The organism is Streptomyces sp. SID3343, from assembly GCF_009865215.1.
Lineage (GTDB): Bacteria > Actinomycetota > Actinomycetes > Streptomycetales > Streptomycetaceae > Embleya.
This window is the reverse complement of the sequence record NZ_WWJX01001470.1, coordinates 1-14,460: the sequence shown is the minus strand read 5'-3', so window position 1 is coordinate 14,460 and position 14,460 is coordinate 1. Positions and strand designations below refer to the sequence as shown.

Here is a 14,460-nt window from a genome sequence, read left to right as displayed (position 1 = left end):
GCTGCCCGGCGCGCGGCGACGGCTGGGCTCGGCGTCGGCATCGGCGGCGTCCGAGGGGCCGGCGGCGGAGGGACCGGACGAGGCCGGGCCGCTCTTGGCGCCGCGGCCCTTGGTGCGGTCCGACGACTTGCCGCGGCTGTTCTTGCCGGTCTCGCCGAGGTCTTCGACGTCCTCCGCGCCCAGACCCGCACGGGTGCGGTCGGCGCGCGGGAGCACGCTGCCCACGGTCGTGGCGATGTCGAGGTCGGTGAACAGGTGCGGCGACGTCGAGTAGGTCTCGACCGGGTCGGCGAAGCCCAGGTCCAGAGCCTTGTTGATCAGGCTCCAGCGCGGGATGTCCTCCCAGTCGACCAGCGTGACCGCGGTGCCCGAGGCACCCGCGCGGCCGGTGCGACCGATGCGGTGCAGGTAGGTCTTCTCGTCGTCGGGGCACTGGTAGTTCACCACGTGGGTGACACCCTCGACGTCGATGCCGCGGGCCGCGACGTCGGTGGCCACCAACACGTCCACCTTGCCGTTGCGGAACGCGCGCAGCGCCTGCTCACGCGCGCCCTGGCCGAGGTCGCCGTGCACGGCCGCCGAAGCGAAACCGCGCTCGGACAGGCCCTGCGCCAAGTCGGCGGCGGTGCGCTTGGTCCGGCAGAACACCATCACCAGGCCACGCCCATTGGCCTGGAGCACGCGCGCCATCAACTCGGGCTTGTCGAGCCCGTGCGCGCGGTAGACGAACTGCTTGACCGACTTCACGGTCGCGCCCAGGTCGTCCGGCGCGGACGCGCGGATGTGCGTGGGCTTGCTCATGTAGCGACGCGCGAGCGTGATGATCTGGCCCGGCATGGTCGCCGAGAACAGCATCGTCTGGCGGCGCTTGGGCAGCCGCTCGACGATCTTCTCGACGTCGGGCAAAAAGCCCAGGTCGAGCATCTCGTCGGCCTCGTCCAGGACGAGCATCTTGACCTCGGACAGGTTCACGTGACCCTGTCCGACCAAGTCGAGCAGTCGCCCGGGGGTGCCGACGACCACGTCGACGCCCTTCTTGAGGGTGTCGATCTGCGGCTCGTACGCACGGCCGCCGTAGACCGCGAGGATGCGCACGTCGCGCAGCTTGCCCGCGGCCTGGAGGTCGTTGGTGACCTGCACGCACAGCTCACGCGTGGGGACCACGACGAGGGCCTGCGGGGTACGCCCGGGGACGGTGTCCGCGGGCGCGCGCCCGGCCTCGACGTCGGCCGCGACGGTGATGCGCTGCAACAGGGGGATGCCGAAGCCGAGGGTCTTGCCCGTACCGGTCTTGGCCTGTCCGATCACGTCGTTCCCGGACAGGGCGACCGGAAGGGTCATCTCCTGGACGGGGAACGCCTCGGTGATGCCGAGCGCTTCGAGGGCCTCGGCTGTTTCGGAAAGCACTCCGAGTTCGCGAAAAGTTGTCAGGGGTCCAGCCTCTTCTGTGTGGTGGGGGCCGTCAGTGCCGAGGGCGGGTCGAGACCATGGCGCCCACCCGGATTGCGGGGGCGCTGCACGGGACCTCTCGCCTTCGGGCGGCCACCCGAGCGGGTCGGTCGGAGCCGATCGTCCTCCGACCGGGCATCCGCGTTCACTACCACTGTACCTGCCGTCGTGCGGCCGGTGGGGTGATGCTCATTACTGCTTGTCCGGAGATGGGCGACTCCGCCCATAGATGGCGCCTCCGTAGCCGTCGTCCGCTCACTACGCTGCGTTCTTGTGAGCACTGTGGGTGGTACGGACGACGGTGACGGCACGAGCGAAGGGGCGGGCATGACCGAAGGTACGCAGGAGAGCGCGGAGATGCGGGCCGCCGTGATCGAACTGCTCGGCGTGCTCGCCTACGGCGAGATCACCGCCTTCGAGCGGCTGGCCGAGGACGCGAAGATGGCGCCGACGGTCGACGACAAGGCCGCGCTCGCCGCGATGGCCGTCGCCGAGTTCCAGCACTACACGATGCTGCGCGACCGGATCAGCGCGCTGGGGGCCGACCCGGCGGCGGCGATGGACCCCTTCATCGTGCCGCTCGACGAGTTCCACGTGCACACCGCGCCGGCCGATTGGCTGGAGGGCCTGGTCAAGGCATATGTGGGGGACGGCATCGCGGCCGACTTCTACCGCGAGGTCGCCGCGCACCTGGACGCGGTGAGCCGGGACCTGATCGTCGAGGTCCAGCGCGACACCGGCCACTCGGCGTTCGTGGTCGACGCCGTGCGCGCCGCGATCGAGCACGACCCCAAGGTCGCCGGGCGGCTCGCGCTGTGGGGCCGACGGCTGATGGGCGAGGCGCTCAGCCAGGCCCAGCGAGTCGCGGCCGAGCGCGACGCGCTGTCCACGATGCTGGTCGGCAGCGGGACCAGCCCCGGCTTCGACCTGGCCGAGATCGGCCAGATGTTCAACCGCATCACCGAGGCGCACCAGAAGCGGATGGCCCTGCTGGGGCTCGCCTCCTGAGCCTCCTGAGCCTCCTGAGGCTCCTGAGTCTCCTGAGGCTCCTGAGCCGACGAGCCGCGTGGCCACCGCGCCGCGGCCCGCGCTCGGGCCCGCGCGTCGTGGTCCGCCCGCCGGGAAGCTCGCGAAACGCCGAAGGCGGGTGGCTCCGGAACCCGGACCCACCCGCCTTCGCGGCTTGCCTGTGTATCGGTGAGGCGGTGCCTCAGTTGGTGCCGAAGCCGACCCGACGGGCCGACGGCTCACCGAGCTCGACGTAGGCGAGACGGTCGCTGGGCACGAGCACCCGGCGGCCCTTCTCGTCGGTCAGGGACAGCACCGAAGCAGAACCCGACAACGCGTCGGCGACCTTCTGCTCGACTTCCTCCGGGCTCTCCGTGCTCTCCAGCACCAGTTCCCGCCCGACGTGCTGCACGCCGATCTTGATCTCCACGGCTGTCCCTCCGGCCTTGACATTCTGGAGAACGGCCGCCGCGACAACCGCGGGCCGTACGTTCTCCAGCAGGCTAGTCGAGAGGTCGGGTGACCCGGCGCCACGACAGGTACGCCGAACGCGAACGCCCGACGGGAACAATCGCGGCCCCGTCGGTCGCCGCGACGCGCTCAGTGCTGCGGGTCGTCCTTGCGCGGGAAACGCGAGATGCCGCGCCACGACAGCGACGAGACCAGGTGCGACGCGGTGTCGCGCGGGATGGTCGCGCCGCGGGCGATCCAGTAGCGGGCGGTGACCTGGGCCATGCCGGTCAGGCCGATCGCCAGGAGCATCGACTCCTCCTGGCCCAACCCGGTGTCCTCGGCGATGATCTTGCTGACCGCCTCGGCGCACATCTCGCTCACCCGCTCCACCCGCTCGCGCACGGCGCTCTCGTTGGTGAGATCCGATTCGAAGACGAGCCGGAACGCGCCGCCGTCGTCGTCCACGAACGCGAAGTAGGCGTCGACCGTCGCGGCCACGCGGAACTTGTTGTCGTGCGTCGATTCGAGCGCGCGCTGCACCGCCGCGAACAGGGAGTCGCAGTGCTGGTCGAGCAGCGCCAGGTAGAGCTCGAGTTTGCCGGGGAAGTGCTGATACAGCACGGGTTTGCTGACCCCGGCGCATTCGGCGATGTCGTCCATGGCCGCCGCGTGGTAGCCCTGCTTGACGAAGACCTCCTGCGCGGCGCCGAGGAGTTGCGTCCTGCGCGCGAGTCGGGGCAGCCGGGTACCGCGGGGACGGGGATCCGCATCCTGGATGGCTGTCACGGGGCTCCTCAAGGTGTCGCTCGACGTGTCGCCGGCACCGGACGGGTCGGTGGCCCGGCGGGTCGTTCCACCACGCCAATACTTTCGGGTACGCAGTCTACTTTCGGGTAACCCACTGCGTAAGTTTCGTGGCGCAACGAAACAGGATCCCGTGCGTTCCGGAACGCCGCAAGGGGGCGCGTGACGTGCGCGGGGACGGTTCCGCGAGCCCTCAGCGGTGGTCCTCTTCCTCCGGATGGGCGACCACACGTCGTTGCTCGGTGGCATCCGCCGGGTCGACCTCGTCCGGCACGGGGGCCCAGAGCTCGCCGGTCTCCAGATCCTCGTCGGCCACCGGAGTGCGCTGCTCGACCGCGTCGGCCACCGGGATTTCGGGGTTGTCGCTCGCCTCGCCCACCAACGCGGCATCGATTTCGGCGACTTCATCGGATACGTCGGATACGGGGGTGTTGTCGTTCTCGGCCATACGGCTTCCCTGCCCTCGCGGATCGCCGGTATGCGGCCCACCCGGCGCGTCCGTGCACGTCCATGATCCGCCTCGCCCCCGTTGCCGCACTTCAGGGATCGATGTCGAAACGTGATGTGTGAAGCGTTTACAGTGGCGTCATGAACCAGGGCATAAGAGCCGAGACCGACCCGGCCGGCACGGGTCGCCAGGGGATCCGCCCTTCCGTCCCAGTGATCATCTCGTAATATTGCCCCCCGTGACGACCTTGAGCTCTGCCCGCGATGCCGACGCGACGCCTTGGCCTGCGCGTACGGTCGAAGTCGCCACCGACGCGGAAATCGTCGTGCGCAGAGACGCGAACCGCGACGCCGAACGGCCTCCCGCCGTGATGATCCACGGCCTCGGTGGCTCCTCCCTGAACTGGACTCAACTCGCCGAGGAACTGCGCGCGGACGTTGCCGCGGAACTCGTGGATCTGCCCGGTTTCGGCCGTTCCCGGCCGCCGCGCAACGGCGACTACTCGATCTCCGCGCACTGTCGGGCGGTCGAGGGCGTGATCCTGTCGCTGCGGCGCGGACCGGTACACCTGTTCGGCAATTCGATGGGCGGCGCGGTCGCGACCCGACTGGCGGCGCGGCGGCCGGATCTGGTCGCGAGCCTGACGCTGATCTCGCCGGCGCTGCCCGACCTGCGGGTGCGGGCCTCGGTGTTGCCGACGGTCCTGCTCGGAGTGCCGGGGGCGGGACGGGCGTTGCTGCGGATGAGCCGCAACATGACGCCGGAACAGCGCACCCGGATGTCGATCGCGATGATGTACGGCGACCCGACGGTGGTCGGCGGCCAGGCTTTCACCGAGGCCGCCGCCGAATACCGCCGCCGACTCGAACTCCCGTACATGATGGACGCGTTCACGCATTCGACCCGGGCGCTGATCGGTTCCTACCTGGAGCGCGGCGAGCACGCGTTGTGGCGGCAGGCCGCCGAGGTGAAGGCACCCACGTTGCTCGTGTACGGTCGCCGCGACAAACTGGTCGATCCGCGGATGGCCAAGCGGGCGACCGAGACGTTCCCGGACGCGCGACTGGTCGTCGTGCCACAGTCGGGACACGTGGCAATGCTCGAACACCCCCGCGTGGTGGCTCGGGGTTTCCGCGAACTGCTCGACCGTGCTTCGGTGCCGTCGACCGTGGAGGGGTGAACACGCACTTATGGGACGTCACTCGGGATCGCATCCGAACGTGCAGTACGGCATCGACGGTCAGCCCGACGAGGGCTCGACCGGTGCCTACGCGGCGGTCCCGCATCAGGCGACGTACGGCCAAGCCGGATCGGACGGCGCCTACGGCGGCTGGTCCGGCGCGGGAGCCGGCACCGCCGACACGTCCTTCGCCGGCACCGGGTATCCGCAACCGGACACCGGGCAGCACGGCTACCCCGCTCAGTCGCAGCAGGCCGGCTACGGCGATTACTCGCCCGAGCAGCACACCGCCGGTTACGACGGTCCGGCCCAGGGCTGGGAACACCCCACACCCCCGACGAGCGCCGACACGTGGTCGGTGCCCGGGACGATGGCCGCCGCGCCCGCGCACTGGGACGACCCGCTGGAGCCCTACGGCTCGCCGGACGTCTCGGCCGCGCAGCAGACCGGCGGCTACCCGACGAACGGCTACCCGACGGACACGTACGGGACGGGTACGTACGCCGCGGACGCCTACGCGACGGACACCTACCCGGGGCACCTCTACCCGCCGGACGCCTACGCGACCGACACCTTCACCGGCCCCGGCACCCATCCGGGCGGCGGCTATCCGAGCGAAACGTACGCGCAGGACGTCTACGCGAGTGGGACGTACGCGATCGTCGAGGCACCGGCCGCGCCGACGTACGACACCACGACGTTCGAGCCGCAGAGTTTCGTCGGCTACGGCTACGACGCGTCCGGCAGCTATCCGGTGGTGGCGTCGTTCCAGGATCCGTTGGCCGACGCGCTCTACGACCTGCCGACCGAACACGGGTCGACGGACGCTCCCGGCGCGGGGCAGTACGCGATGGAGCCCGAGCCGTGGGCCGCGCCGGAGCCCGAGCTCGAACCGACCTCGTTCACTACCGAGTCGCCCGACGTCGTCGACGTCGAACCCGAGGTCGGGTTCGACCCCGAGCCGGAACCCGCGGCCGGCGAGTCGGAGTACTCGTATCGGCCCGGGCCCAAGACCGAGCCGGCCGTGATCGGCGGCGGATCGAGCGGTCGCGCGTCCACGCGCCGGGCCAACCGGCCCGCGCCGCGCAAGGGGCGGCGCACTCTCGTCGCCGCGTCCGGCGCGGTCGTCACCGGCGCGGTGCTCGCGGGCGCGGTCGTGTTGAACATGCCGGACGACGGCGGCCCCTCGGCCCAGGCGATCGGCGACGGTCAGACCGAGGCCGGCGATACGCCGAATCGCACCGAGTCACCGTTCCCGTCGCGAAACAACGACCGCGGCGCCCCGCTCACTCCCGTCACCCCCGGAGGCGCCTCGTCGCTGCCGCTTCCGACGCCGTCCTCGCCGACGACCACCGATCAGCTCACCGTGCGCTTCCCGATCGAACCGAAGCTGGCGTTGAGCGGCAAGTTCGAGACCGTGCCCGGCAAGCAGGCCGCGCCGGGCAGCGGCAAGAAGTACCTGTACGCGGTCGAGATCGAGGACGGCCTGCAGATGGACGGCGAACTGTTCGCCACGACCGTGCAGAAGACGCTCAACGACCCGCGTAGTTGGGCACACGACAAACTCACCTTCGAGCGCACCGACGCCGGCAACGCCGACTTCGTGGTGCGGCTGTCGAGCCCCGAGACCGTGCACCGGATCTGCACCCCGATCACCGGCGACACCAGCGAGAGCAACGTCTCGTGTGACGCGGCCGGCACCAAGTGGGTGATGATCAACGCTTGGCGCTGGGGCCAGGGTTCGACCGCCTACGGCGACGACATGCTCGGCTATCGACAGATGCTGATCAACCACGAGGTGGGGCACCGCATCGGTCACAACCACCAACTGGACTGCGGCCCGGGCGGGATCGCACCGGTGATGATGCAGCAGACCAAGTCGCGCGAGGTGGAGATCGGCCCGAACAAGGGCACGATCTGCGAGGCCAATCCGTGGCCCTACCCGGCGGTCAAGCCCAACGCGTAACCCCCCGTCGGCGCTCTCGCGGGGCTCGTCCGACCTGCGGACGAGCATGTCTCACGCTGCGGACCCGGTATCCGGGAATCGGGACGGGCGTGGCACTGTTGCGACAGGAGAGCACCCGAGACAGACAGTCCGACCATCGGAGAGTTTCCGTGTCGCAGCTACCACCCCTGGTCGAGCCGGCCGCCGAGCTGACCGTCGACGAGGTCCGTCGCTACTCGCGCCACCTGATCATCCCCGACGTCGGGATGGACGGGCAGAAGCGCCTGAAGAACGCCAAGGTCCTGTGCGTCGGCGCGGGCGGCTTGGGCTCGCCCGCGTTGATGTATCTCGCCGCGGCCGGTGTCGGCACGCTCGGGATCGTCGAATTCGACACCGTCGACGAGTCCAACCTCCAGCGCCAGATCATCCACGGCCAGAGTGACATCGGCCGGTCCAAGGCGGAGTCCGCGCGCGACTCGGTCAAGGAGATCAACCCGTACACGAACGTGATCCTGCACGAAGAGCGGCTCGAAGCCGACAACGTGATGGACATCTTCGCGCAGTACGACCTGATCGTGGACGGCACCGACAACTTCGCGACCCGCTACCTGGTCAACGACGCCTGCGTGCTGCTGAACAAGCCGTACGTGTGGGGTTCGATCTACCGCTTCGACGGCCAGGCGAGCGTGTTCTGGTCCGAGCACGGACCGTGCTACCGCTGCCTCTACCCGGAGCCCCCGCCCCCCGGCATGGTCCCCTCGTGCGCCGAGGGCGGCGTGCTCGGCGTGCTGTGCGCGTCGATCGGGTCGATCCAGGTCAACGAGGCGATCAAGCTGCTCATGGGCATCGGCGAGCCGCTGGTCGGCCGGCTGATGATCTATGACGCCCTGGAGATGACCTATCGCCAGGTCAAGGTCCGCAAGGACCCCGAGTGCGCGGTCTGCGGCAAGAACCCGAGCGTCACCGAGCTGATCGACTACGAAGCGTTTTGTGGTGTCGTGTCCGAGGAGGCCCAGGAGGCCGCACTCGGTTCGACCATCACGCCGCGTCAGCTCAAGGAGTGGATGGACGCCGGCGAGAACATCGACCTGATCGACGTTCGCGAGCCGGGCGAGTACGAGATCGTGAAGATCCCGAGCTCGCGGTTGATCCCGAAGAACGAGTTCCTGATGGGCCGTGCGCTGGAGGACCTCCCGCAGGACAAGCGCATCGTGCTCAACTGCAAGAGCGGTGTCCGGTCGGCCGAGGTGCTCGCGGTGCTCAAGGCGGCGGGGTTCGCGGACGCGGTCCACCTTGGGGGCGGCGTGATCGGTTGGGTCAACCAGATCGAGCCGTCGAAGCCCGTGTACTAGTCCTCGGGGTCGGACGGGCCGTGCTCGGGTCTCGGCCTTCCGGGATCGGTTGTTGTTTTCGAACGCGGCGGTGCCCGGCCTTCGGCCGAGGTGTCCTCAAACGCCGGACGGGCTGGGTTTTGGGCTCGTTCGGCGTTTCGGCGTTGCTGTGGGGGTCGGGGCCCGGGCTTCGGCCGGGGTGTCCTCAAGCGCCGGACGGGCTGGGTTTTGGGCTCGTTCGGCGTTTCGGCGTTGCTGTGGGGGTCGGGGCCCGGGCTTCGGCCGAGGTGTCCTCAAACGCCGGACGGGCTGAATTCGTGGCTCGTTCGGCGTTTGGGCGTTGTTGTCGGGGGCGGGGCCCTGGTCTGTGGCTGGGGGTGTTCTCAAACGCCGGACGGGCTGGGTTTTGGGCTTGTTCGGCGTTTTGGTCGTCGGGGCCGAGGAGCTAGATGGCTTGTTTGCGTTGTAGGTGGGTGAACGCTATCCAGCCTGGTAGGACCGGGAGCCAGAAGGTCAGGAAGCGGTAGAGCAGGACTGCTGCCGTCGCGGTTTCGAAGGGGAGTCTCGCGGTGCTGGTGAGGCCCGCGATCAGGGCCGCCTCGACCGCGCCGATGCCGCCCGGGGTGGGTGCCGCGGAGCCGATCGCGTTGCCGGCGAGGAATACCACCGCGATGGCCGCGAAGCCGGCCGAGCCGCCGAAGGCCCGCACGCTCGCGTCCAGGCACAGGATGAAGGACAGCGTCAGCAGCACCGTGCCGCCCAGACCGGCCGCGAGCTTGGTGGGCGTCTGGAGGACGTCGAGCAGACGCGGCACGATGCCCGAGAACAGCTGGCGCAACTGCTTGACGATCCAGCGCCGCAGCGGCGGCACCGCCATCACCAACAGGCAGACCAGGGCCAGGATCAGCAGGCCCGCGATCACCGCGCCCGACGGCGCGAAGGACGGCGTCTCCGCGGTGCCGGCGATGTAGCCGAAGAACGCGAGCAGGCCGATGTGGAAGACCAGGCCGCCCAGTTGCGAGACGCCGACGCTGGCCGCCGCGAGAGTGGGTGGGATGCCGGCCTTTTGCAGGTAGCGGGTGTTCAGCGCGACGCCGCTGACCGCCGGCGGGGCGACCAACTTCACGAACGAGCCCGCGAGTTGCACCGTCGTGGTGCGCAGCAGCGACAGCCGTTCCGGGACGAATCCCAGCAGCATCAGCGCGGCGCACACATAGCTGAGCGAGGCCGCGAGCAGCCCGATCGCCGCCCAGCCCCAGTTGGCGCTCTCGAAGATCTTGCCCAGGTCGACGTGGCTGAGCTGGGACAGCAGGAAGTAGCCCGCGAACGTGCTCGCCACGACCGTGACCAGGGTGCGGGCCCGGACCCGCTCCAGGCGGACCGGTTCCACCTCGGCCTGGGGCCGCAACTCCAGGATCTGTTCGCGGATGCGCGAGAGCAGGTTCTTGTCCTTGCGGAGCATCGCCCGGGTGGCTCGGCTCATCGCGACCTTTTGCAGCAGCGGCAGGCACGCGGCGACGGTGTCCGCGCCGAGCACCTCCGCCGCGGTGTGCACGGCGCGTTCCTCGCCCACCCGCAGGGCCAGCGACGTCAGCAGTTGCGCGGTGTCGATGCGCAGCGAGAGCTCGCTCGACGCGATCTCGCCGGCGCGCAGGTCCATCAGCCACGGCTCGCCCGCGCCGTCGACCAGGATGCTCTCGGCGACCAGTCGACGGTGGGTGAGGCGGTGTGCCTGGAGCAGGCCCAACTGTTCCCACACCCGGGCCAGGAGTTGATCGGTGAGTTCGTCGTCGTCGAGCGTGTCCAGCGTGCGCCCGGGCACGTTCGCGTACGCGAGCAGCGCGGCGTCGGGGCCGACTTCGGTGGTGGCGACCAGGCGCGGGGCGCGCACTCCCGCGTCGGCGCACGCGTACGCCATGAGGGATTCCTGTTCGAGCGCCCGGCGGGTGGACAGCACGGTGCGCCGCTGGGTGACCCCGCGCAGCATGAGCCGGCGGTAGAACCGGTACAGCGCCCCGGACGCCTGTTGGTCGCGGTCGAGCACGGTCACGTCGAGCAGGCGCTCGTCGGCGAGCCGGACCGCGTAGCGGCGGGTCTCCTCGGGGCCGTCGTCGGTGCGCACGCACGACAGCGCGATCAGGCCGAACCGGCGCAGCGCGGCGACCACCGACTCGGCGGGCGGGCGGGTGTTGGGCAGGCCGACCGCGTACAGCGTCGCGTAGGCGATCGTGCGGCCGAACAGGACGCTGGTGAGCAGTGCGATGGGGGTCGTGTAGCCGCCGACCAGGACGGTCGCCGCGTTGAGCAACAACAGTGTCCACACCATGAGTTGCCAGCGTGGGCGGCGGACCAGGCCGACGGCGGTCACGTAGGCGACGATCGGCGCCAGGTAGCCGTGTACGGGGTCGGTGAGCCCGACTTCGGGCGGCGGCAGCGACCGGGTCAGCGCGTGTTCGAGCGCGTCGGGGCCGGGCCCGGTGACCCACCAGTCGAGCGCCAGCGAGGCCAGATAGGTCGCCGCGGCGGCGATCACCCCGTCGGCGACCCGCAGGCCGTCCCGGCTGACCAGGCGCTCGATGCCGTACGCCACCGGCACCACGAGCACGGCGACGGCGAACACGCCGCCGGAGAGGTTGAGCAGCAGGTGCGGGGTGCTGTTCTGGGCACCGCGGACGATGTCCGACTCCAGGCCCGACGTGGTTTGGCGCGCGATGCTCGCGAGCACGAAGACCACGGCGAGCGCGATCCCGCCGAACAGGACGCGCAGCAGATCGGACGAACGGTGCACGCGCAGGGGTTGTGAGGGCTCCACGACGAGGGCGCGCCCGTACCCGTTTCCGGGGGCACCCCCTGTGCTCACCACTGCCTCGTCGTCTCTCGTCTCACCCGTCACCGCCGCGTCGATGGTGCCACGACCCGGGCTCGGGTCTGCGCCCGGCCGCGCCGAAGTGCGGCCGAAAGGGGTCCGCCGGTTGTCCGACGACGTGTCCGACGACTCTGTCACCATGTGCGAATGAGTGACCCTAACCCCTTCGCCGAGCGGGTGCTCGACCTGGTCGACCGCATCCCACCTGGCCGAGTGATGGCCTACGGCGACGTCGCCGAGGAGCTCCAGGAAGGCGGCCCGCGACAGGTGGGCCGGGTGATGGCGTTGTACGGCGGCGGGGTGCCGTGGTGGCGGGTCGTGCGCGCCGACGGCTCGTTGCCGCCCAGTCACGCCCTCCGGGCGCCGGCGCACTACCGGGCCGAGGGCACGCCGCTGCGCTCCGGCGGGGAGCGGGTGGACATGGGCCGGGCGCGCTGGGCGCCCGACGACCCGCGGTAGCACGGCCGTCGCCGGTTTTCGCTTCGGGCGGACGGTGGCGGGTGTGACAGGTCACATCGGTGGGCGGCGGGTGGGCCCGGTGTGCTCCCGGGGTGGGGGAGCCGGGTGTGATCTGATGGGCATCGGCCGCGCCCTGCCGACCGGGGCGCGGCCTCCTCGTCGCGGTCGCGGCACCCGAAGCGACCGCGCATCCTCGACGGCGACGCGAAGGCACTCCCGGCAACGATGACCATCCCCACCCCGGCATACCGCTTGCGGCGCACCCCCGTGGTGCCGCCCGCGCCGGTGATCCCGGACGACTACCAGCGTGCCGTCGTGTCGCATCCCGGCGGTCCGCTCCTGGTCCTGGCCGGGCCTGGCACGGGCAAGACCACCGTGCTCGTGGAGGCGGTGGCCGAGCGGGTCGCGCGCGGGATGCGGCCCGAGGAGATCCTCGTGCTGACGTTCAGCCGCAAGGCGGCGGGCGAACTGCGCGACCGGTTGACGGCGCGCCTGCGGGCGAGCGGGTCCACGTCGGCGGCGGTGCCGACCGCGACCACGTTCCACTCCTTTTGCTACGGCCTGGTGCGTGAGCACCAGCCGGCCGAGCTGTTCAGCTATCCGCTGCGCCTGATGACCGGTCCCGAGCAGGACGTGTTCGTGCGCGAGTTGCTCGCCGGCGGGGTCGAGGAGGGCAGCGTGGTGTGGCCCACCGAGCTGCGGGCGGCGGTGGGCACGCGCGGGTTCGCCGACGAGGTGCGCGCGGTGATCGCGCGCAGCCGCGAACTCGGGCTCGACCCGGACGCGCTCGCCCGGTTCGCCCAGGACACCGGTCGGCGCGACTGGCGCGCGGCGGCCGACTTCCTCGCCGAATACCTGCACGTGATCGACGCCCAGGGCGTGGTGGACTACGCCGAGCTCGTGCACCGCGCGGTGCTGCTCGCCGAGCAGCCCGATATCGCCCACATCCTGCGCGGGCGCTACAAGGCGGTGTTCGTCGACGAGTACCAGGACACCGACCCCGCGCAGGTGCGCCTGCTCGCGGCGCTCGCGGGCGACGGCCGCGACCTGATCGCGGTGGGCGACCCCGACCAGTCGATCTACGCGTTCCGCGGCGCCGACGTCAACGGCATCCTCGACTTTCCGCACCGCTTCCCCCGGGCCGACGGCACGCCCGCCGACATCGTGGTCCTGCGCACGTCCCGCCGGGCGCCCGCGGGGCTGCTCGCCGCGTCGCGCGTGGTGGCCCAAAGGATGGCGCTGAGCCGGCTGCCGGGCGATCGGGTGCGCGCGCACCGCGAGTTGATCCCGTCGGTGACCGGGGACGAGGACCCGAGCCGAGTCGAGGTGTACACGTATCCGACGCCGGGCGCCGAGCTGGACAACATCGCCGACATCCTGCGCCGCGCGCACTTGGAGGACGAGGTGCCGTGGGGACAGATGGCGGTGCTGGTGCGCTCCGGCGCGCGCTCGATCCCCGGGCTTCGGCGGGCTTTGTCGGCGGCCGGGGTGCCGCTGGAGATCGCCGGCGACGAGCTGCCGATCGCGGCCGAGCAGGCGGTGTCGCCGCTGTTGACCGCGTTGCACGTGGCGGCGGATCCCGGCGTGCTGGACGCGGAGACCGCGCGCACGCTGTTGCAGTCCCCGCTGGGCGGGCTCGACGCGGGTGATCTTCGGCTGCTCGGGCGGGCGTTGCGGGCCGAGGAGCGGCTCGCCTGTGCCGCGAAGGTGACCAGTACGCGGCCGTCGGCCGAGCTGATCCGCGACGCGCTCGCCGAGCCGGGGCAGCTCGTGGCGATAGAGCAGCGCGTCGGCGGCGGGGCGCTGCGCCTAGGGCTGCTGATCGCCAAGGCCCGGGATGTGCTCGCGGCCGACGGCAGCACCGAGGACGCGCTGTGGACGCTGTGGCAGGGGACGCCGTGGCCGGCGCGCCTGGAGCGGGCGGTTCTGCGCGGTGGTACGCCGGGCCGCAACGCCGACCGTGACCTGGACGCGGTGGTGGCCCTGTTCGAGGTCGCGGCCCGCGCGGAGGAACGGGCCGGGCATCGGGGCGCGCTCAACTTCCTGGCCGAGCTCAAGGCCCAGCAGATCCCCGGCGATCGGCTCGACGACAGCGCGCTGCGCGGCGAGTCGGTGCGCCTGTTGACCGCCCACCGGGCCAAGGGCCTGCAGTGGCGCCTGGTGGTGGTCACCGGGGTCCAGGAGGGCCTGTGGCCCGACCTGCGGCGGCGCGGCTCGCTCCTGGAGGCGGACCGGATCGGCTCCGACGGCCTGGCCGAGCCGCTGTCCCCGGGCGCGCTGCTCGCCGAGGAGCGGCGATTGTTCTACGTCGCGGTCACCCGGGCGCGGGAGCGGCTGGTGGTCACCGCGGTGGACTCGACCCATGACGACGGCGACCAGCCGTCCCGGTTCCTGGAGGAGCTGGGCGTGCCGCCGGTGGAGGTCAAGGAGCGGCCGCGCCGGCCGTTGTCGACGTCGGCGCTGGTGGCCGAGTTGCGCTCGGCGGCGGTGGATCCGCTCGCGCCGCCCGTGCTGCGT

11 protein-coding genes are annotated in these 14,460 nt (G+C 71.0%); 6 read left to right on the top strand and 5 right to left on the bottom strand.

Annotation, left to right across the window (positions count from 1 at the left end; translation table 11 throughout):
- Window positions 1–1,431 (bottom strand): DEAD/DEAH box helicase (locus GT354_RS46765; protein WP_237536139.1); only part of this gene is annotated, 1,431 nt, incomplete at its 3' end.
- 345 nt (window positions 1,432–1,776) lie between these two features.
- Between GT354_RS46765 and GT354_RS46760 the strand changes: the two genes are divergently transcribed.
- Window positions 1,777–2,457 carry a ferritin-like fold-containing protein gene (locus GT354_RS46760; protein ID WP_161363753.1) on the top strand — a complete coding sequence of 227 codons (681 nt, stop codon included), beginning with the start codon at window positions 1,777–1,779 and terminating at the stop codon, window positions 2,455–2,457.
- Window positions 2,458–2,659: 202 nt separating this feature from the next.
- On the opposite strand, the gene GT354_RS55355 is transcribed toward GT354_RS46760, so the two are convergent.
- The 3 genes from GT354_RS55355 to GT354_RS46745 all read right to left on the bottom strand — a co-directional run bounded on the left by GT354_RS55355 (window position 2,660) and on the right by GT354_RS46745 (window position 4,162).
- Window positions 2,660–2,887: a DUF3107 domain-containing protein gene (locus GT354_RS55355; RefSeq protein WP_161363751.1), complete on the bottom strand. Its 228-nt coding sequence runs from the start codon at window positions 2,885–2,887 to the stop codon at window positions 2,660–2,662.
- A gap of 170 nt (window positions 2,888–3,057) precedes the next feature.
- A complete protein-coding gene (locus GT354_RS46750) occupies window positions 3,058–3,696 on the bottom strand; it encodes a TetR/AcrR family transcriptional regulator (RefSeq protein ID WP_161363748.1) in 639 nt (212 codons plus the stop codon).
- 211 nt (window positions 3,697–3,907) lie between these two features.
- Window positions 3,908–4,162 carry a hypothetical protein gene (locus GT354_RS46745; RefSeq protein WP_202513077.1) on the bottom strand — a complete coding sequence of 85 codons (255 nt, stop codon included), beginning with the start codon at window positions 4,160–4,162 and terminating at the stop codon, window positions 3,908–3,910.
- A gap of 238 nt (window positions 4,163–4,400) precedes the next feature.
- Between GT354_RS46745 and GT354_RS46740 the strand changes: the two genes are divergently transcribed.
- From GT354_RS46740 to moeZ, 3 genes are all read left to right on the top strand, one after another.
- Window positions 4,401–5,342, top strand: a complete 942-nt coding sequence (locus GT354_RS46740) for an alpha/beta hydrolase (RefSeq protein ID WP_346012491.1) — start codon at window positions 4,401–4,403, stop codon at window positions 5,340–5,342.
- A 40-nt stretch (window positions 5,343–5,382) separates the two neighbouring features.
- Window positions 5,383–7,308 (top strand): DUF3152 domain-containing protein, encoded by a 1,926-nt coding sequence (locus tag GT354_RS56940; protein WP_161363746.1) that lies wholly within the window; start codon window positions 5,383–5,385, stop codon window positions 7,306–7,308.
- 149 nt (window positions 7,309–7,457) lie between these two features.
- Complete coding sequence (gene moeZ / locus GT354_RS46730) at window positions 7,458–8,639, top strand: adenylyltransferase/sulfurtransferase MoeZ (RefSeq protein ID WP_161363744.1); 1,182 nt, start codon at window positions 7,458–7,460, stop codon at window positions 8,637–8,639.
- 424 nt (window positions 8,640–9,063) lie between these two features.
- On the opposite strand, the gene GT354_RS46725 is transcribed toward moeZ, so the two are convergent.
- Window positions 9,064–11,478, bottom strand: a complete 2,415-nt coding sequence (locus GT354_RS46725) for a lysylphosphatidylglycerol synthase transmembrane domain-containing protein (protein WP_346012490.1) — start codon at window positions 11,476–11,478, stop codon at window positions 9,064–9,066.
- 153 nt (window positions 11,479–11,631) lie between these two features.
- Between GT354_RS46725 and GT354_RS46720 the strand changes: the two genes are divergently transcribed.
- Together GT354_RS46720 and GT354_RS46715 are read left to right on the top strand one after the other, a co-directional pair.
- Window positions 11,632–11,943, top strand: a complete 312-nt coding sequence (locus GT354_RS46720; RefSeq protein ID WP_161363742.1) for an MGMT family protein — start codon at window positions 11,632–11,634, stop codon at window positions 11,941–11,943.
- Window positions 11,944–12,168: 225 nt separating this feature from the next.
- Window positions 12,169–14,460, top strand: a 2,292-nt coding sequence (locus GT354_RS46715) for an ATP-dependent helicase (RefSeq protein ID WP_161363740.1), incomplete at its 3' end; no start/stop codon positions are given.

Excerpts from the sequence above, each read along its gene's own strand:
- GT354_RS46760 (WP_161363753.1), top strand. The coding sequence starts at position 1,777 with ATGACCGAAGGTACGCAGGAGAGCGCGGAGATGCGGGCCGCCGTGATC.
- GT354_RS46745 (WP_202513077.1), bottom strand. The coding sequence starts at position 4,162 with ATGGCCGAGAACGACAACACCCCCGTATCCGACGTATCCGATGAAGTC.
- GT354_RS46720 (WP_161363742.1), top strand. The coding sequence starts at position 11,632 with ATGAGTGACCCTAACCCCTTCGCCGAGCGGGTGCTCGACCTGGTCGAC.